Here is a 15,330-nt window from a genome sequence, read left to right on the forward strand (position 1 = left end):
GGCCCCGCTGTATACGGTCATCTCAGTCGGATATATTACTACTTACTTCAAATCGAATAGCATATAGACGGTCTGTATATAAATTGAGTGTGATTTTTGAGCCGCTGACCGGACCAGAGAACGCAGCGTGAGAGTAGCGCTTTCGAAGCATCGACGGCCTATGGCGTCCGGAGGCCGCCTATTCGCACCCGGGTTAGTCGTCCGCGGCCGCGGGCGAGGTCGACTCCGCAACATCGGCCTCGGGCAGGGCAGACACTGGCGACCACTCCAAGTCATGCTCGTACTCGAAGGCACGGTGGGCCTGCGTTGGGTCGACGACTGTGAGAGCGAGCCAGTTGTTGTCCAGCAGGTCTGCCAGCTCAGCGTGGTCAGCGAGCACGTCGGTGACGCGGTCGACCGGCGCGTGGATGACCGTCGAGAGACGGAGCGGCTGGTGGTACGGATCGTCGTCAGCAGCCATGAGCGACTGTAGCGGCAGGCCGGTCATCAGGTCACCGCCGTTGCCCTGGTAGACACCGACGTTGCCAACGGGGTTGTGGGTCACTTTCGACCCGCTGCCGTAGACAGCGTTGTCGACCGTCGAGAAGTAGTACTGGGTGTTGATCCACTGCGTGACGACCATTGGACCGGTGAGTATTGCTTCGAGCGCTTCACCGTCGGGGTCAGTCGACCAGTCATAAGAGTGGAGGAAGGCGCGGCCGTCGAGGTCGACACCGCTCGTCAGTTCGCGGGGACCGATAACGAAGCCAGCATTGCCAGCCAGACCCCACTCGGGGCGGGTCTCGGCCCAGTCGGCGGCGCGGCGTTCCGTTTCGCTGACTCCCGACGCACCGTCGACGCCCATCGATTCGGCACGCTCGGCAGCCGCGTTCTCGCGGGTCGTCGCGAGGTCGGCACGCAACTGCGCGAGGTCATCAGCGTGGCTCTCGGGGACATCGCTGTCGTACAGGTCCACCTCAGCGGTCGTCGTGTTGTGTTCACCAGCGAGGAAGACGGTATCGGCAGGGATCTCGAATCCGCGGTCGCGGAGCGCGGCCCTGACCTCCTCGTCGTTGCAGATTTCAGCCAGCACGCGGGCGTTCGGGCCGCCGGGGTTGCCGGCGCAGGCACCACAGTCCAGACTCGAATCGTATGGATTGTTGGTTGTTTCACTGGCGTGGCCGGTGAAGACGACGAGGCGACTGAACGTCTCCCAGCCCATCAGGTCGAACGCGGTGGCGGCGTACTCGACTTTCTCATCGGTGGTCAGCCCGACGGGCAAGTCACCGGTGTAGGTGTGCTGGTGGTGGACGAGCGGGTCGCAGAACTCGTGGTCGTCGGGCACCGAGCGCCCAGCCGCGTCAAACAGGTCCTGCACGCGCCCGGGGACAAGCGTTCGAGCCGCGAGTGCGAGGCCGTACCCGCTCCCGGCAGTCTCGACGAAACCGTAGGCCGTGGCGGCGTTGGCCTCCAGCGTCTCGACAATTTCGTCGGCAGTCTCACGGATGCCGGATAAGCGGTCGTAGCTCTTCTGGGTCTCGCTGTCGGTCGGAACGTCGGTGACGTGGTGCTGGGGGTCAAGAATCGGCGGGCAGGCATCGACCGACACGTCAGTGTCGTAGCCCTGGTACTCCATCGGAATACCGAAGAAACCAGCGTACCCGTGGGTTTCGTAGTCGCCCACGGCCTCGAGATGACGGCGGATGAGTTCTGAGCGAGTGTCAATGCAGAAGACAAGCTGGGCGTCCGGACGACCCGAACTGTCGCTGTCGGCGAGTGACTGGCTCTCCGTGGCGACGGTTTCGACGAGGTCGCCGCGATAGGTCGCCTCCCAGGCACGCAGGAACGCTCCGGCGAGTTCGGCGGCCGGGTCCGGGTCGATGCTGTCGTTCGAGGGAGCGATATCAGCACCGACAGCATCCAGCAGCGCCAGACGCGCCGCGAGGTATCCCGCAAGCGTAATCGGGCACGCCGACTGCCACTCGTTCTCGTCGTCGGCACGCTGCTTGATGAGTCCCGTCCAGCCCGGGAGGGCAGCCAGTTGCTCCTCGAAGATGTGCACCCACTGACTCTCCGGGTACGACGCGAGCACCGTTTCGATGGTCTCGGTCGGCGTCTCCGGCAGGGCAGTGATAATTCCCTCGTCGGGAATCTCGCCGTCGTGTTCGGCCATCCCACGGAAGGCGGTGTAGAACCCCGCTTCGCGGTTCGGCATCGACCAGTGGGCGCTCCCCTCGTCGAGGAACGCCGACAGCCATTTTGTCAACACTTGGTCGACGCGGTCCGGAGCAGTGTCGGAGTCACTGTCCGCGGCATCGGTCACTTCTGCCAGCCGGTCGAGCAGTATCTCGGGGTCGCTTTCGTAGCCGGCTTCGGAGAGTTCCGCGTCGAGAATCTCCGGGTCTATCTGGCCGCGCTCCAGCGCCGCACGGAACGTCTCCGCGCTGGGGTAGCCACGGCCGCCCAGCAGTTCGGACGCTTGCGCGACCGCCTCACTGAACGGCCGGTCCTCGAACCCCGCGAGTGGGTTTGCCGTCACGAACGAGTGGATGGGCCAGAGGGAGCCGACGGTGGTTGCTGCGGTGTCGATACTGTCGTGGATGGTGGATTCAGTACTCATTGTAGTCCTCCGTCGTGGTCAGCACAGTGTCGGCTGCCGGTTGGCCAGCGTTCAGCAACGCCACGTAGAGGCGCTGGCTGCGCTCGTGGACCCCGGTCTCGATAGCGGTGTAAATGCCGACGAAGACGACGGCAATGATGCCGTGTAGTAGCGTCAGTTCCGTCGTTGCAGGGCTGACAGGCATGAGTCCCGAGACGCCCGTGTAAACTGCGGCGTAGACGACGATGGCCGGGAAGAAAACCACCGGAACGGCCCCGTAGCGCGCCACCGTCGGAAGCGAGGTCTGCTGGACGGCGTTGCGGGCCGCGTGCAGCGTCGTGAACACCACGAAGAAGGTCAGCAAGAGCCCACTGTCGACCGTCATTCCTTTGCCTGTTAACAGTGCAAACACCGCGCCGCCGGCGAGTCCGGTCAGCAGCGTACCGATGACGCCAACGATGCTCGCTGTCGTCCCGAGCGTATGCGGCGTTCCTTCGCTCGGGCTCGTGTGTTCGACCTGTCCGCCGGCACTGAGGAACTGATAGGCCTTGTAGAACCCGTGCAGGATGAGGTGGGTGATAGCAGCCCCGAAGAAGCCGAGGCCGGCCTGCATGATCATAAAGCCCATCTGGCCGACCGTCGAACAGCCGAGCTTGCCCTTGATGTCCGTCTGAACTGATTTCAGGAGTTTCCCGCCGATGGCGCTGGCACCGCCGACACCGACGATTGCGAGCATGAGCGCGGTGTCAACGGTGATGACCGGCGCGAAGCGAGTCAATAGAATGCCGCCAGCGTTGACAAACCCGGCATGCATCAGTGCCGAAGCAGGCGTCGGAGCGGTCATCGAAGAGAGGAGCCAGCCGTGGAACGGAATCAGGGCGGACTGAATCATCGCCGCGAGCACGAGTGCGCCCGCGGCGGCCAGCCACACCGGACCACCGAGTGAGTCGGCGGCCGCCGTGATTCCAGAGACTGATGTGGCACCGGTCGTCCACCACAGTGCCGTTAGCGCGACGGTGAGAAGCGCGCTGCTGGCGACGAAGTATTTCCGCGCGACCGTGGCAGCCGCCTGTGCCTGGGCCCAGCCGCTGGCGATACCGATGAGCTTCGCCATCAACAGCCCCATGGCAAGCCACAGCGCTCCGAACAGGGCGAGGTGGTCAGCCGCGACCAGCCCCATCACGACCACTGTGAAGCCGAACACGGTGGCGAAAAAGGGCGTCTTGACGCGACTCCCCGCCAGATAGCGGCGCGAGTAGCTGTGAACGATACCGCTGAAGAAGGTGACGACCACCCACATCAGAACGGTCAACCCATCAATGGCGACCGCACCGGGTATCTCCCATGCGAACCCGGTTCGGACCCGGACGGCAAGCACAGCAATGCTCGCGGCAAACATCGACCACACGAGCCATGTGAGTGCGACGGGCACGAGCGGCGAGTCTGCCGTCGTGTCCGGGAGTGATCCGACCGTTTTCGATGAGTTGTGTCCTGACATCGTTGTTCGTTACCAATCACGGCAATCACGGACTGTGATTGACCGATTCTGGCTGTCTTCACCCATAGTGCGAACGGACTGGTTATTAAATCCTTCTATACTACCAATTTGTTCCTGAAAAAGTGTATTATAGAACATTATGTTTACTCGTTGGTGCTCAGCCGAAACCACCATCACGGTAGGAAACAGGCGTCTCGTGGCCTGAATCGACAAGTTTCTTCGAAAAAGGGCCGTACACACGGACGCATGGAATCAACTGCTGAGGACTAATTGAGTATGGAAGGTGTCGAGATTACCAGTTTGTTCGTCGTGGCCGTTCGAAAACAAGACCTTACAAAAGACGAGGCAGTCACGTCGATAGAGACGCAGTCGTCCGGCCAACGGCCCCGCAAAAGCACCACCGTTCTCAGCTAGCTCTCGGACTCGGAATCGAACTTACCGAAGGGCGTGGTCTCGTGGCTTCGGACGAGAACTTCGTCGGCTACTGTCAGGCCCATATCGAGAAGTGCCTGCGCAACTGGGGTGATATCGCTATCCGATTCGCCGACAGCCGTCACGAGGAGGTTCTCCTCGCCGGTGACCAGTTCTTGTACCGAGACAACGCCGTCAATATCGAGGATTTTCGGGATTAAATCGCCCCGGTCGGGAATCGACGCGGTGCAGTAAAGCAGCATCCGGAGCGGGTAGCCAGCCTGCTGATAGTCGACATCAGCGCTGTAGCCTTTGATGACTTCCCTCGACTCCAGATGGTTGATGCGCTTGCGGACGGTGCTGTCGGACGTATCGGTTCGCTCTGCGATGTCCCCGGACGACATATTTCGAGCGTCCTCCTGTAATGCGTACAGAATCGCTCTATCCACGTCGTCGATTTCCTCGTCGGCCATACTAGTGTGTCAACAGCAAGGACACTTTACTGTTGTACGTTCCCCGATACCGCTGTTGTGGCTGGCAGCAATACAGCCGGGGGTTCGACCGCGCTTGCGCTGTCAGTCGATAGGTCGGGCTTGACTCCGTTTGCAGCGAAGAATTGCGACGCCGAGAAACAGATGTGACCCCAGTGCGAACAGTCCGATCACGCACGCTCTCCCGAATCTGAAGCAACTATCACCTCATCGTCGATTCGGATACAAGCGTATGCTTGACGGCGTCCCCATCGGATGTCTCGTCGAGATAATCGAGTGAAACCCACGGCAGTGCCCCGATTTTCAGGCCCACCTAAAATCCGAAGCAGTTATGTATTTTTAGGCTGCCCTAATATTTATGTCGAAAGACGAGACGGCTCACAGATCCCCGACGAGACGTGACTACATGAAGTACGGCGGCGCAGCGGTAGCTGGCGGTTTGCTAGCGGGCTGTGTAGATCAGTCCGGCGCAGAATCAACCCCGGCCCAGACAGACTCAGAAGGGCAGTCGTCCGCAACAGCCGACCCGACGACGGGCGACGACGGTTATTCTGTTACAATGTCACCCATGGGGACCGTCGAGTTTGATGCGGTTCCCCAGAACGTGTTCACGATACTGGGCCACCACGTAGACATGCTGGTCGCACTCGGTCGAGGTGATGCAATCAACGCGATGCACGCGCCCGAATACCACCAGTCGCTGTATCAGAAGTTCCTCCATCGACTGGAGGGCGTCTCAACCGATTGGGAGGGTCTGTACTCTTCGTGGCCACCGTCGAAGGAGAAACTGTACGAACTCGACAGCGATGTACACATAGCTGACCCAGCGAAGGTTGCGACGGCCGAGGGGTGGGACAACGACAGCATCCAGGAGATCGGCTCGAACGTTGGCCCGTGGTTCGGGAACACACTCAGCGGCACGCAGCAGGACCCGCCATCAGGCTGGGCCGATGCGTACGAATACTACACACTTTGGGAAATCTTCGGAAAGCTCGCGGCGGTCTTTCGGGCACGGGAGCGATATGGGGAGTTCAGATCCGTCCGCGATTCGATGATGCAAACTATCAACGCGGGCCTTCCCTCGGAGAATGACCGGCCGAGTGCGGCCCTGGTCCTGTTTTCCACATCCGGCGAGAAAATCTGGGGCTACAAGATGAACCATCCGGGCTACTATGCTGCCCACACCCGCCCGCTCGGTGCGACCGATGCCTTAGCCGATGCCGTCGGTAACGGGTACGGCGACGACGGGCGGAATATCACGCTCGATTCCGAATTGCTTCTTGATGCTGATCCGGACGTGTTGCTTGTCCTCGGGCCGATGACGGAGTACCACAATCTCGACGACATTCGGTCACAACTGGCAGACGACGAGGTACTGAGAAAAATGACTGCCGTGCAAGAAGGGCGGATATACGCTCAGGGTGCCCGTCGGCAGGGTCCGATCCTGAACCTGTTCCAGACTGAAATGACTGCGAAACAACTGTATCCCGACCAGTTCGGTGAGTGGCCGGGCTATGTCGACGGCGAGCCATACCCCGAAATTCCCGCCGAGGAACAGCTGTTCGATCGCCAGCGGGTCGCTGACATAATCACGGGTGAGGAACAGTGACTGACACCGGGAAAACGCCGCGTGAACGGTCGACACGCAGAGACTATATCAAGGGTGCTGGGCTGATTGCGGGCGGCAGTTTGCTCGCCGGGTGTGCCAGCGATGCTGTCTCAGAACCCACTGCAACCGAGCACAGAGGGACGCCCGCCACAACCGAGACGGAATCGTATACCGTTACCATGGAGCCGGTCGGCACCGTCGAATTCGAGACTGTACCCGAGACAATCGCCCCGTTCACCGCCGACTACATCGATATGCTGGTCGCGCTCGGTCACGGTGACGCAGTACAGTCAATCTGGTACCGTGGGCGGTACAAGACGCTACACTACGAGGAGTTAGATGGAGTGTCTATTGACCTCGACGGGCTCACACAGCTCTGGAACGACGGCGTCTCGAAAGAACCGTTCTACGAGATGGACGCAGACCTGCACCTCATCGATCCGAACGCGCTTATCGACTGGCTCGGGGCGTGGGATCAGTCTGACCTCACGGAGATTCGCGAGAACGTCGCACCGTTTCTCGGGAACCTCATCTTCCGGCGGACCGACGACTGGCACGACTACCGATACTACAGCCTGTACGAGGCTTTCGAGAAGGTAGCTGAGATGGTTCAGGAGCAGGCCCGTTTCGAGGCAATCCGCTCGATACATGACGAGATGGTCGAAACGGTGCAGGCTCGGCTCCCGGCACCAGCAGATCGGCCAAACGCCGCTCTGGTGTTCGCTGGCGAGGAACCGGAGGAGTTCACGCCGTATCGAATCAACGGAAACGGGGCAAATAAAGAACACTTCCAAACGCTCGGGATTTCCGACGCCTTTGCCGATACCGGAGTCGAGGGGTACTCCGGCTCGGAATCGCTTGATTACGAGGCGCTGTTAGAGATAGACCCGGACTCACTCCTGCTGCGGTATCACCGAGAAGGGAAGACCCGCGAGGAGTTCGAGAACTCGGTTCTCGCGTACATGAAAGACCACGAAGTGGGCAGCCAGTTGCGGGCCGTCCAGAACGACAGGGTGTTTCGTGGCGGCCCGATCTACACCGGCCCGCTGCACAACCTATTCATGATTGAACGGTACGCGAAGGCCTACTTCCCTGACGAATTTACAGAGGCGCACCTGTTCGACCGGGAGCACCTCGCGGAGATTATCACAGAGGGACCAGCTGAGTAATCGGACTCTCCGGTCATCGCGGAACTATGCTCAGTCGGGCGTAGCTGAATATCAGTATCGTGATGAAGACAGGTCGCACCCGCGGCCCCGCCGTCGTGCGAATAGACTTGAAAAGACTTTTACACAGATTCGAGTTCAATTTTACATAGATGTCCACAGCTACCATACGGAACGTTCTCCGCGGTGACGGCGACCGGTTCGTCTACGTCGTCTCCGCGTTAGCCGCGCTGAACGGACTGTTGTTCGGGTTCGACACCGGGATCATCTCGGGCGCGTTCCTGTTCATTCAGGACTCGTTCGTCATGTCGCCGCTCGTCGAAGGGATCATCGTCAGTGGTGCGATGGCCGGGGCCGCGGCCGGTGCGGCCGTGGGTGGCCAGTTAGCCGACCGCCTCGGTCGCCGCCGACTCATCCTCATTGCAGCCATCGTGTTCTTCGTCGGCTCGTTCACGATGGCCGTCGCGCCGACCGTTCCCGTCCTCGTCGCCGGGCGGCTTATCGACGGCGTCGCTATCGGCTTCGCGTCGATCGTCGGGCCGCTCTACATCTCAGAGATTGCACCGCCGCATATTCGCGGTGGACTCACCTCGCTCAATCAGCTCATGGTGACGACCGGTATCCTGCTCTCGTATTTCGTCAATTACGCGTTCGCCGACGCGGGCGCGTGGCGCTGGATGCTCGGTGCCGGAATGGTCCCCGCCGTTGTGCTTGCTATCGGGATTCTGAAGATGCCCGAGAGCCCGCGCTGGCTCTTCGAACACGGGCGGGAAGACGAAGCCAGAGCCGTGCTCAACCGAACGCGGTCCGGCGGCGTCGAGCAGGAACTCGACGAGATCCAAGAGACCGTCGAAACACAGGCCGAAACCGGCGTTCGGGATCTGCTGGCATCGTGGCTCCGCCCCGCGCTGGTTGTCGGACTCGGACTCGCCGTGTTCCAGCAGATCACCGGTATCAACGCCGTCATTTACTACGCTCCGACGATTCTCGAATCTACCGGCCTCGGAAACGTGGCATCGATCCTCGCGACAGTTGGAATCGGGACGATAAACGTCGTGATGACTGTCGTGGCGATCATGCTCGTCGACCGTGTCGGCCGGCGTCGACTGCTCCTTGTCGGTGTCGGTGGCATGGTTGCAACTCTCGCCGTCCTCGGTACCGTGTTCTACCTCCCCGGTCTTAGCGGGGGCCTCGGCATCATCGCCACAATCAGTCTGATGCTGTTCGTGTCCTTTTTCGCCATTGGCCTCGGCCCGGTCTTCTGGCTCCTGATATCGGAGATATACCCGCTTTCCGTTCGCGGGTCGGCGATGGGCGTCGTTACAGTCGCCAACTGGGGTGCGAATCTCCTCGTCTCGCTGACGTTCCCTGTCCTGACTGACAGCGTCGGAACCTCAGCGACGTTCTGGCTGTTCGGCCTCTGCAGCCTCGCGGGACTGGTGTTTGTCTACCGCACCGTCCCCGAAACCAAGGGGCGGACGCTGGAGGCAATCGAAGACGACCTCCGGCAGAACATCTCGCTGACTGACTGAAGCGGCCATCGGAACGGTAGGCTGTGCTGCTGTCTGTGGCTTTTAGAGACCGAGACGATCTAACGCACTGTCGAGCCTCGGGAGTCCGTCGTCGCCGAAAAACCGGACGTTCTCCAGCGCGTGGAAGGCGACGTACACGTCGCGTCGCTTTTCGAAGTACTCGGCGGAGATATCACGGTGGCGGCGATATTCGTCGTAGAAGGCAGCACCGATCGAATCCAGTCGGTCGACGTACGCCAGGTCAACTTCGGCGTGGCCGAAATATATCGCCGGATCAAGGACGGCCCGAACAGTTCCGTCTGCCACCACAGTGTTGCCGGGATGGATGTCGCCGTGCAACAGCGACGGCGAGGCCGGCTCGACGAGCCGAGCATCGAGTGTGTCCGCCAGTTGCTGCACCCGGTCGAACTCGGCGGCTGGCAAGGTGCCGTCGTTCCGCGCGGCCCTCGCAAACGGGAGTACCCGTTGCTCGCGGAAGAAATGGACCCACGAACCGGTCCACGGATTCGGCTGCCTGAACGGCCCAGAGAGGGTGTCGAACTGAAAGCCGAACGCATCGGCAGAGATATCGTGGAGAGACGCGACGTGGCGCGCGAGGTCGCGCTCGGCCCGTTCACTGAATCGGCCGTCTCCACGGATGAACGATAGTACGAGCAGGTTCGGTTCGACGTGGAGGACTTCCGGAACGGGGAGGGATGTGGTACGGGTGAGATACTGAAGCATTGCTGCTTCGATTCCAAGCGGCGAGTCGTCAACTTTCACCGCCACGTCAGGCCGGTCGTGAAACGAGACGTGGTAGACCGACCCGACTTCTCCGCCGTCGAGTTCCGTCACGTCGTGAGCATCGGCGTCCAATACGCTCGATACCCGCTGTAGCACTGTCGCCTTCGGTCGTTCCGTGCCCGTCCCTTCGCCCATATTCGACGTACGAGAACCGTTCCAATAGGTCTGTTTGTCTCAGTCTCTGCGGCGAAAACAACGCCAGCCAAGTCTGACTGCAAGCTTCGGGTGCAGGCAGTCCGTGAAGCCGCTGGACACTACACGGAGCGGTCAGCGCTATCACCGAACTGCACGACAAGCCGTTCCGTGGCGAGGGCGTACACTGTCATCTCTGTCCCCTTCTCCGAGTACCACGTCTCGGCGGGTTCGATGAGGTCAGCTTCACAGAGCCGGTCGAGGTGATAGGAGACGCTCTGGAGCGAGCGGTCGACCGCGTCGGCGATGTCCGATGCGGTCCGCGGCTCATCTCTGACTGCCCCAAGTATCTCCTGAGCGGCTTCGGACGAGAGGATCTGAAGAACGTCAGTCGGTTCGGTACCGTTGACTACGACGCTCGTCTGCTCACGGGGTGCATAGTCAACCGGTGGGTGGTGGGGAAAAGCACTTGCCATTGATTGTTGGAGTAGCGACGGACGTTTTTGTTTGTTCGGTCCAATCCGAACAAACCAATCAAACAATTTAATACTTACGAAAGCAATAGCCGGAGATATGACACGGCAGGACACGCGACAAACAGGGCAGGCGACTCGGATGCATGAGTGATGCTGACAGTTCGGTGGCACGGGAACGCGTCATCGAATCGATGGAGCAATCAGCCGAAGTGTACGGTCTCAGCCGAAGTGCCGGGCGCATCTACGGCGTGCTGTACTTCGCATCAGATCCGCTCTCAATCCCGGAACTCGTCGACCAGACGGGCTACGCGAAATCGACGGTCAGTAACGTCACACGGACGCTGTCGCGTCTCGGGCTCATCCACCGCCGGTCGTCGACGGGAGGCGGCAGACGAGTCCGGTTCGAGGCTGAACGTGAAATCTGGTTCATCCTACAGGACGTGTTCCAGCAATACGTCCAGCGGGAGGTCCAGACGACGCTCAGAACCATCCGCCGGGCGGAAGAGCAGGTAGCGGCAGATACTCGCGAGGAAGAGCGCGTTCGCAATCTCCGCGAGACGTATGAAGATCTGGAGGAGATCGTACAGCTCGTGTCGGAGTACTCGGCCGCCGAACTCCGCGAAGCACTTGCGACCTACGAGCGGTAGTCACCCCTACCAGTAGACCGTATAGGTACACGCATCCTCTCCGTTCCGACGACACGTTTCACCCGTTTCTTCGAGGAAGACGAACGCGTCGACCGGGGCGTACTGCTGGGCGACGCCCCTGATGAGACCGCGGTCGAACGGGCACGGATACGGATTCTCACACGTCACCTCGCCGGTCCGCTCGCCAACGGATTCAAAGCGGTAGTGTCCGATGTCGCCGCCACGGTGGTTTCGCTGATAGGCCTCGTCTATCGACGTGAGAGCCTCTGGGACAGTGTCAAAGTCGTTGGGCCAGTCGGCGACACGAGGGATCTGCTCGCCCAGTCGGTCGAGGACGTGCGGCTGCAGGTCGTCAGCAATTATTTCGAACGCGTTCAGCCAGGCCTGCTGGGGATACCACTCGTCGGCCGCCGGTTCGGTGATTCCCTCCGAAGCGAGCGCCGTCAGCGCGCGGTCCCGGTACTCGTCTGAGAACTTCCCCATCGCCTCCTCAACTATCGTGAGTACCGTTTGCCCATTAATTTCGACAGCGGAGTCAAACGCGTCGTAGGATGCCATTCTGTCCTGGCGTTCACAGGGGAAGCAATAAAAACCGACCGTATACGCGGCAGACGTGACACTATCAGCCCAGAGAACGCACCTTCCGACAATGCTTCCTGCACCGCTGGACGCTACAGCGTGTCATTGTCACTTGCAGACAGTTCGCCGAGAGGTGACGGCTCCACAGAGTTCGTACAGGACAGTTCCCCTGTGACTATCGGTCCTCGGATCCGGCTTTGACCGCGGTGACCCACGCCGGTCGACGCACTGTCGGCTCGCCCGACTTGAACTCGACGGAGATGTCGTACGTTGTCGGCGCATCGCCCGTTAGTCTGACCAGCGCGAGTTCTGCATACGTCCCCGCTGATCCCGTCTGGTCCCACCTAACTTCCGCGGAGCGAACGCCAGTCGTGTCACTGACGGTTCGCACTTGCCCTGTGGCCCCGGTAATATGGTACGGTTCGCGTCCTTCGTACCAGCCGTTTTCTGGCTTGTAGACAGTCGCTTCCTGAGAGGGATCGATGTCCTGCTGGTATCCGACAACGTACAAGCTCCTGACAACGACAGATGCCGCTCCCGAGACATCGGTCCTCAGATCGCTTGCATTCTGCTTAATAATGAACGTGACATCGCCCTCAGTTCGGCTCTCCCTGATGAGTTTCCGATCGGTATCGCGCTGTATCTGCTCTCGTCGGCGGTCAGTACTACCGACATCCTCGACAACGAGACGACTGTAGACCGGAGCGCCAGGCGACGCCTGAAACTGTTCGGTTCGGACACCACCCTCGTCGATGAACAGGTAGCGCCCGCCGTCAGCAGTCACAGCGCCCTCAAATTTGAGCGCTGTCTCACCATCCGCGACAATCGCTCCCGTCGCCCGGTAGTCATCGACCTCGGGCACAGTGAATCGTTCATCGACCGGTTGCGTCGAGTGCGATTCTGCGGTCGTGACCGGATACACAGCGGCGAGCACAAGCACGAGACAGCACAGCGCTAGCGCACCGTTGAGCAGCCTCGCGGTACGACGGTCCATACCCCAGTGCCACTACTGATCAAGAAAAGCTATTCGAAAAGCGCAGTACAACCGTTGCTGTTCGTTCGGGGAATCGTAGCCGGATTACGCTACACAGGCAACGAGAACCCCGATGAAGACCGGGTCGGTGCTGGAGGCGATGTGGACGAACGCAAACGACCACTCACGACTGTTGATACCGCGTCGACCACTTCGGTACCGACCGACGGTACAGGCCGACACCGACAGCACCCAAGACGCCGCCAGACCCACCGAGCACGGCCAGCAGGCTGCCAGACACCGGCGAGACGGCGAACCCGACGATGAGGACCGGGACCAGCGGGAGGACCATCGCTACGCCGAAGACAGCGAACAGGGCCGTGTCGAAAAGGAACTCGTTCGGAGAGAGACCGGTGAGGTAGACGGTGGTGCCGAAGATGTAGCAGGCGACGCCGACAAGCAAGACAGCCCCGACGGCGGCCTCAGCAGCCGGCCCGCCACGCCAGACGAGTGCAAGCCCGTAGAACGCAAGTCCGACCAGCGGGCCGAGCAGGAGAAACGCCCGGAATTTCCCCGCGAAAACGGCTCTCACAGAGAGTGGCTGGGCGAAATACAGGCTCACGTCGTCGGACTGGGTGAGCCAGTTGTAGGTCGTGAATCCCGAGAGCCCGAGAATCGCACTGAAGGAGATACCAGTCGACGGCTGTACACCCGTGATCTGTCCGGCGAAATCGACCAGTGCAGCAGTAACGCCGAACAGCACCGCCGCTGAAAAGAGGACTTTTCCGAACCCGCCTGCACTCCGGTGGATGTCGAGCAGGCTCTTCGTCGCAACTGGGTCACCGAACCGTTGCCACCACGCGCGAAACGCTGGTTCGACTGTTTGAGCAGGGTCAGGCGCGGTCGCATCGAAAGTGGCTGCACCCAGCAGAAAGACGCCGCCGATACCGAGAGCTGTCGTGCCGACCCGCAGGGGTGTCTGGGCCAGAAACAGGCCGTAGGGGGTATAGGAAACGATAGTAACACCACTGACTGCCGCTGCACCGACAGCGGCGAGTGGGGCCGCAAGCAGCGCCAGCCCGGGAACGCCGCGCCCAGCGAGGCCGAGACCTGCAATCGTCGTTCCCATTCCCAAGACGAACATCAGTGCCAGTGTCGTCCACAGAAGGGAGACAGTCTTGGCGACGAGGAGAGGCCCAGCAGCCCCTCGCACTGCAAGCACCGTTCCGAGAGAGATTGGTAGCAGAAACAGCACCGCGTAGTAGACACTGTCCTTGACGACGAACAGGCCCAGCAGCGTGTTCTGCGAGAGCGGGAGTGTGCGGGCAGAGAACACCAGCAGCGTCACGTCACCGAGAAGGTTCTGGAGAGCATCACGTCCCACAAAGCCGATCGACCCCGTGTGGAGTCCGAAAACAAATACCAGTGCGTGGAGGCCGGCGAAGACGGTTCGCGGCTCGGTCCCGGTAACGGACAGCAGCTTGGCTGCGCCCCCAACGAGCAGGCAAATGAACACCGGAAACAGGGAGAAGTGACTGCCGCCGAAGAGCCGGCTATGGAGTCGCCACTCCTCGCGGACCATCTCGACGAACACCCTGCGCACCCGTCCGTCACTCATGTACCAGCAGGTTGCTTCTCCCGGTCCACTGTTGCGTCGACAGTGTCCAGAAATACGTCGAGGAGCGTCACATCAGCGTCGAGTTCCGCCGGCCTGACATCAGCGACGAGGTTGCCGCCGTACATGATGCCAACCCGTGAACAGAGTTCGGCAGCGACATCTACGTCGTGTGTCGTGAGGATAATCGTATTGCCGGCGTCCCGGTAGGAGCGCAGGAACCGCTTGACCCGCTCTTGAACGATCGGGTCGAGGTTCGCCAGCGGTTCGTCGATGAACACGACAGCTGGCTCGTGGAAGAACGCGCCGGCGATCATCACTTTCTGCTGTTGGCCCCGCGACAGGTCCGAGGACAGCGTGTCGAGTTTCGCGGTAAAGCCGAGCCGGTCGGCCCAGGACGCGGTCCGCGCTGCCACCACGTCGCCCGGCATATCCCGGATAGCACCGACGAAATCGAAGTACTCACGTGGCGTCATGAAACTCGGCGGTGACTCCTTTTCAGGAAGAATCCCTGCCCGTTCGCGGACCGACGTCGGCTGGGTTGCCGGGTCGGCACCGAGTACCGCAGTCTGTCCACTGTCCGGACTGAGCTGCCCGGTGAGTATCTCCATCGTCGTTGTCTTACCGGCCCCGTTCGGCCCGAGCAGTCCGAAGAACTCGCCCTCGTCGACGCTCAGCGAGAGGTTCGCTATCGCGGTCATGTCGCCGTAAGACTTCCGGAGCGACTCGATCTCGATTGCTGTCACGGCGTTCTGCCTACCATCGTGGTTGTGTCGGTATAAGTTGTTATACTGTAGAAGGGCAGTCCAGATACACTAACAACAGCTTGGCCGACACATA

Annotated in this window: 13 protein-coding genes; 4 read left to right on the forward strand and 9 right to left on the reverse strand. The window is 60.8% G+C overall.

Annotation, left to right across the window (positions count from 1 at the left end; genetic code table 11):
- Nucleotides 1–193: 193 nt before the first annotated feature.
- The 3 genes from DVK01_RS13115 to DVK01_RS13125 form a co-directional block, all read right to left on the reverse strand.
- A complete protein-coding gene (locus tag DVK01_RS13115) occupies nucleotides 194–2,599 on the reverse strand; it encodes a DUF2309 domain-containing protein (RefSeq protein WP_121537067.1) in 2,406 nt (801 codons plus the stop codon).
- A complete protein-coding gene (locus tag DVK01_RS13120) occupies nucleotides 2,589–4,076 on the reverse strand; it encodes a proton-conducting transporter membrane subunit (RefSeq protein WP_101351826.1) in 1,488 nt (495 codons plus the stop codon). Before DVK01_RS13120 ends, DVK01_RS13115 begins: the two co-directional genes overlap by 11 nt.
- Before the next feature lie 410 nt (nucleotides 4,077–4,486).
- A complete protein-coding gene (locus DVK01_RS13125) occupies nucleotides 4,487–4,960 on the reverse strand; it encodes an Lrp/AsnC family transcriptional regulator (RefSeq protein WP_101351827.1) in 474 nt (157 codons plus the stop codon).
- Nucleotides 4,961–5,546: 586 nt separating this feature from the next.
- Here DVK01_RS13125 and DVK01_RS13130 point away from each other — a divergent pair.
- From DVK01_RS13130 to DVK01_RS13140, 3 genes are all read left to right on the forward strand, one after another.
- A complete protein-coding gene (locus tag DVK01_RS13130; protein WP_342764905.1) occupies nucleotides 5,547–6,587 on the forward strand; it encodes an ABC transporter substrate-binding protein in 1,041 nt (346 codons plus the stop codon).
- Complete coding sequence (locus DVK01_RS13135) at nucleotides 6,584–7,756, forward strand: ABC transporter substrate-binding protein (protein ID WP_121537071.1); 1,173 nt, start codon at nucleotides 6,584–6,586, stop codon at nucleotides 7,754–7,756. Before DVK01_RS13130 ends, DVK01_RS13135 begins: the two co-directional genes overlap by 4 nt.
- Before the next feature lie 149 nt (nucleotides 7,757–7,905).
- The gene (locus DVK01_RS13140; RefSeq protein ID WP_101351829.1) at nucleotides 7,906–9,285 is read left to right on the forward strand and encodes a sugar porter family MFS transporter; all 1,380 of its coding nucleotides are present in this window, start codon (nucleotides 7,906–7,908) and stop codon (nucleotides 9,283–9,285) included.
- A gap of 42 nt (nucleotides 9,286–9,327) precedes the next feature.
- Here DVK01_RS13140 and DVK01_RS13145 read toward each other — a convergent pair whose 3' ends face one another.
- Both DVK01_RS13145 and DVK01_RS13150 read right to left on the reverse strand, forming a co-directional pair.
- Nucleotides 9,328–10,203 carry a fructosamine kinase family protein gene (locus DVK01_RS13145; protein ID WP_121537073.1) on the reverse strand — a complete coding sequence of 292 codons (876 nt, stop codon included), beginning with the start codon at nucleotides 10,201–10,203 and terminating at the stop codon, nucleotides 9,328–9,330.
- 119 nt (nucleotides 10,204–10,322) lie between these two features.
- Nucleotides 10,323–10,676 (reverse strand): transcriptional regulator, encoded by a 354-nt coding sequence (locus DVK01_RS13150; RefSeq protein WP_101351831.1) that lies wholly within the window; start codon nucleotides 10,674–10,676, stop codon nucleotides 10,323–10,325.
- 143 nt (nucleotides 10,677–10,819) lie between these two features.
- Between DVK01_RS13150 and DVK01_RS13155 the strand changes: the two genes are divergently transcribed.
- Nucleotides 10,820–11,323, forward strand: coding sequence for a GbsR/MarR family transcriptional regulator (locus DVK01_RS13155; protein ID WP_101351832.1), 504 nt, complete (start codon nucleotides 10,820–10,822; stop codon nucleotides 11,321–11,323).
- A gap of 6 nt (nucleotides 11,324–11,329) precedes the next feature.
- On the opposite strand, the gene DVK01_RS13160 is transcribed toward DVK01_RS13155, so the two are convergent.
- The 4 genes from DVK01_RS13160 to DVK01_RS13175 form a co-directional block, all read right to left on the reverse strand.
- A complete protein-coding gene (locus tag DVK01_RS13160; RefSeq protein ID WP_101351833.1) occupies nucleotides 11,330–11,881 on the reverse strand; it encodes a hypothetical protein in 552 nt (183 codons plus the stop codon).
- 196 nt (nucleotides 11,882–12,077) lie between these two features.
- Nucleotides 12,078–12,896 (reverse strand): hypothetical protein, encoded by an 819-nt coding sequence (locus tag DVK01_RS13165; protein WP_121537075.1) that lies wholly within the window; start codon nucleotides 12,894–12,896, stop codon nucleotides 12,078–12,080.
- 163 nt (nucleotides 12,897–13,059) lie between these two features.
- Nucleotides 13,060–14,493 carry a hypothetical protein gene (locus DVK01_RS13170; RefSeq protein ID WP_121537077.1) on the reverse strand — a complete coding sequence of 478 codons (1,434 nt, stop codon included), beginning with the start codon at nucleotides 14,491–14,493 and terminating at the stop codon, nucleotides 13,060–13,062.
- Complete coding sequence (locus DVK01_RS13175) at nucleotides 14,490–15,236, reverse strand: ABC transporter ATP-binding protein (RefSeq protein WP_121537079.1); 747 nt, start codon at nucleotides 15,234–15,236, stop codon at nucleotides 14,490–14,492. Before DVK01_RS13175 ends, DVK01_RS13170 begins: the two co-directional genes overlap by 4 nt.
- Nucleotides 15,237–15,330 lie beyond the last annotated feature (94 nt).

This window comes from Haloarcula sp. Atlit-120R (genome assembly GCF_003665885.1).
Lineage (GTDB): Archaea > Halobacteriota > Halobacteria > Halobacteriales > Haloarculaceae > Haloarcula > Haloarcula taiwanensis.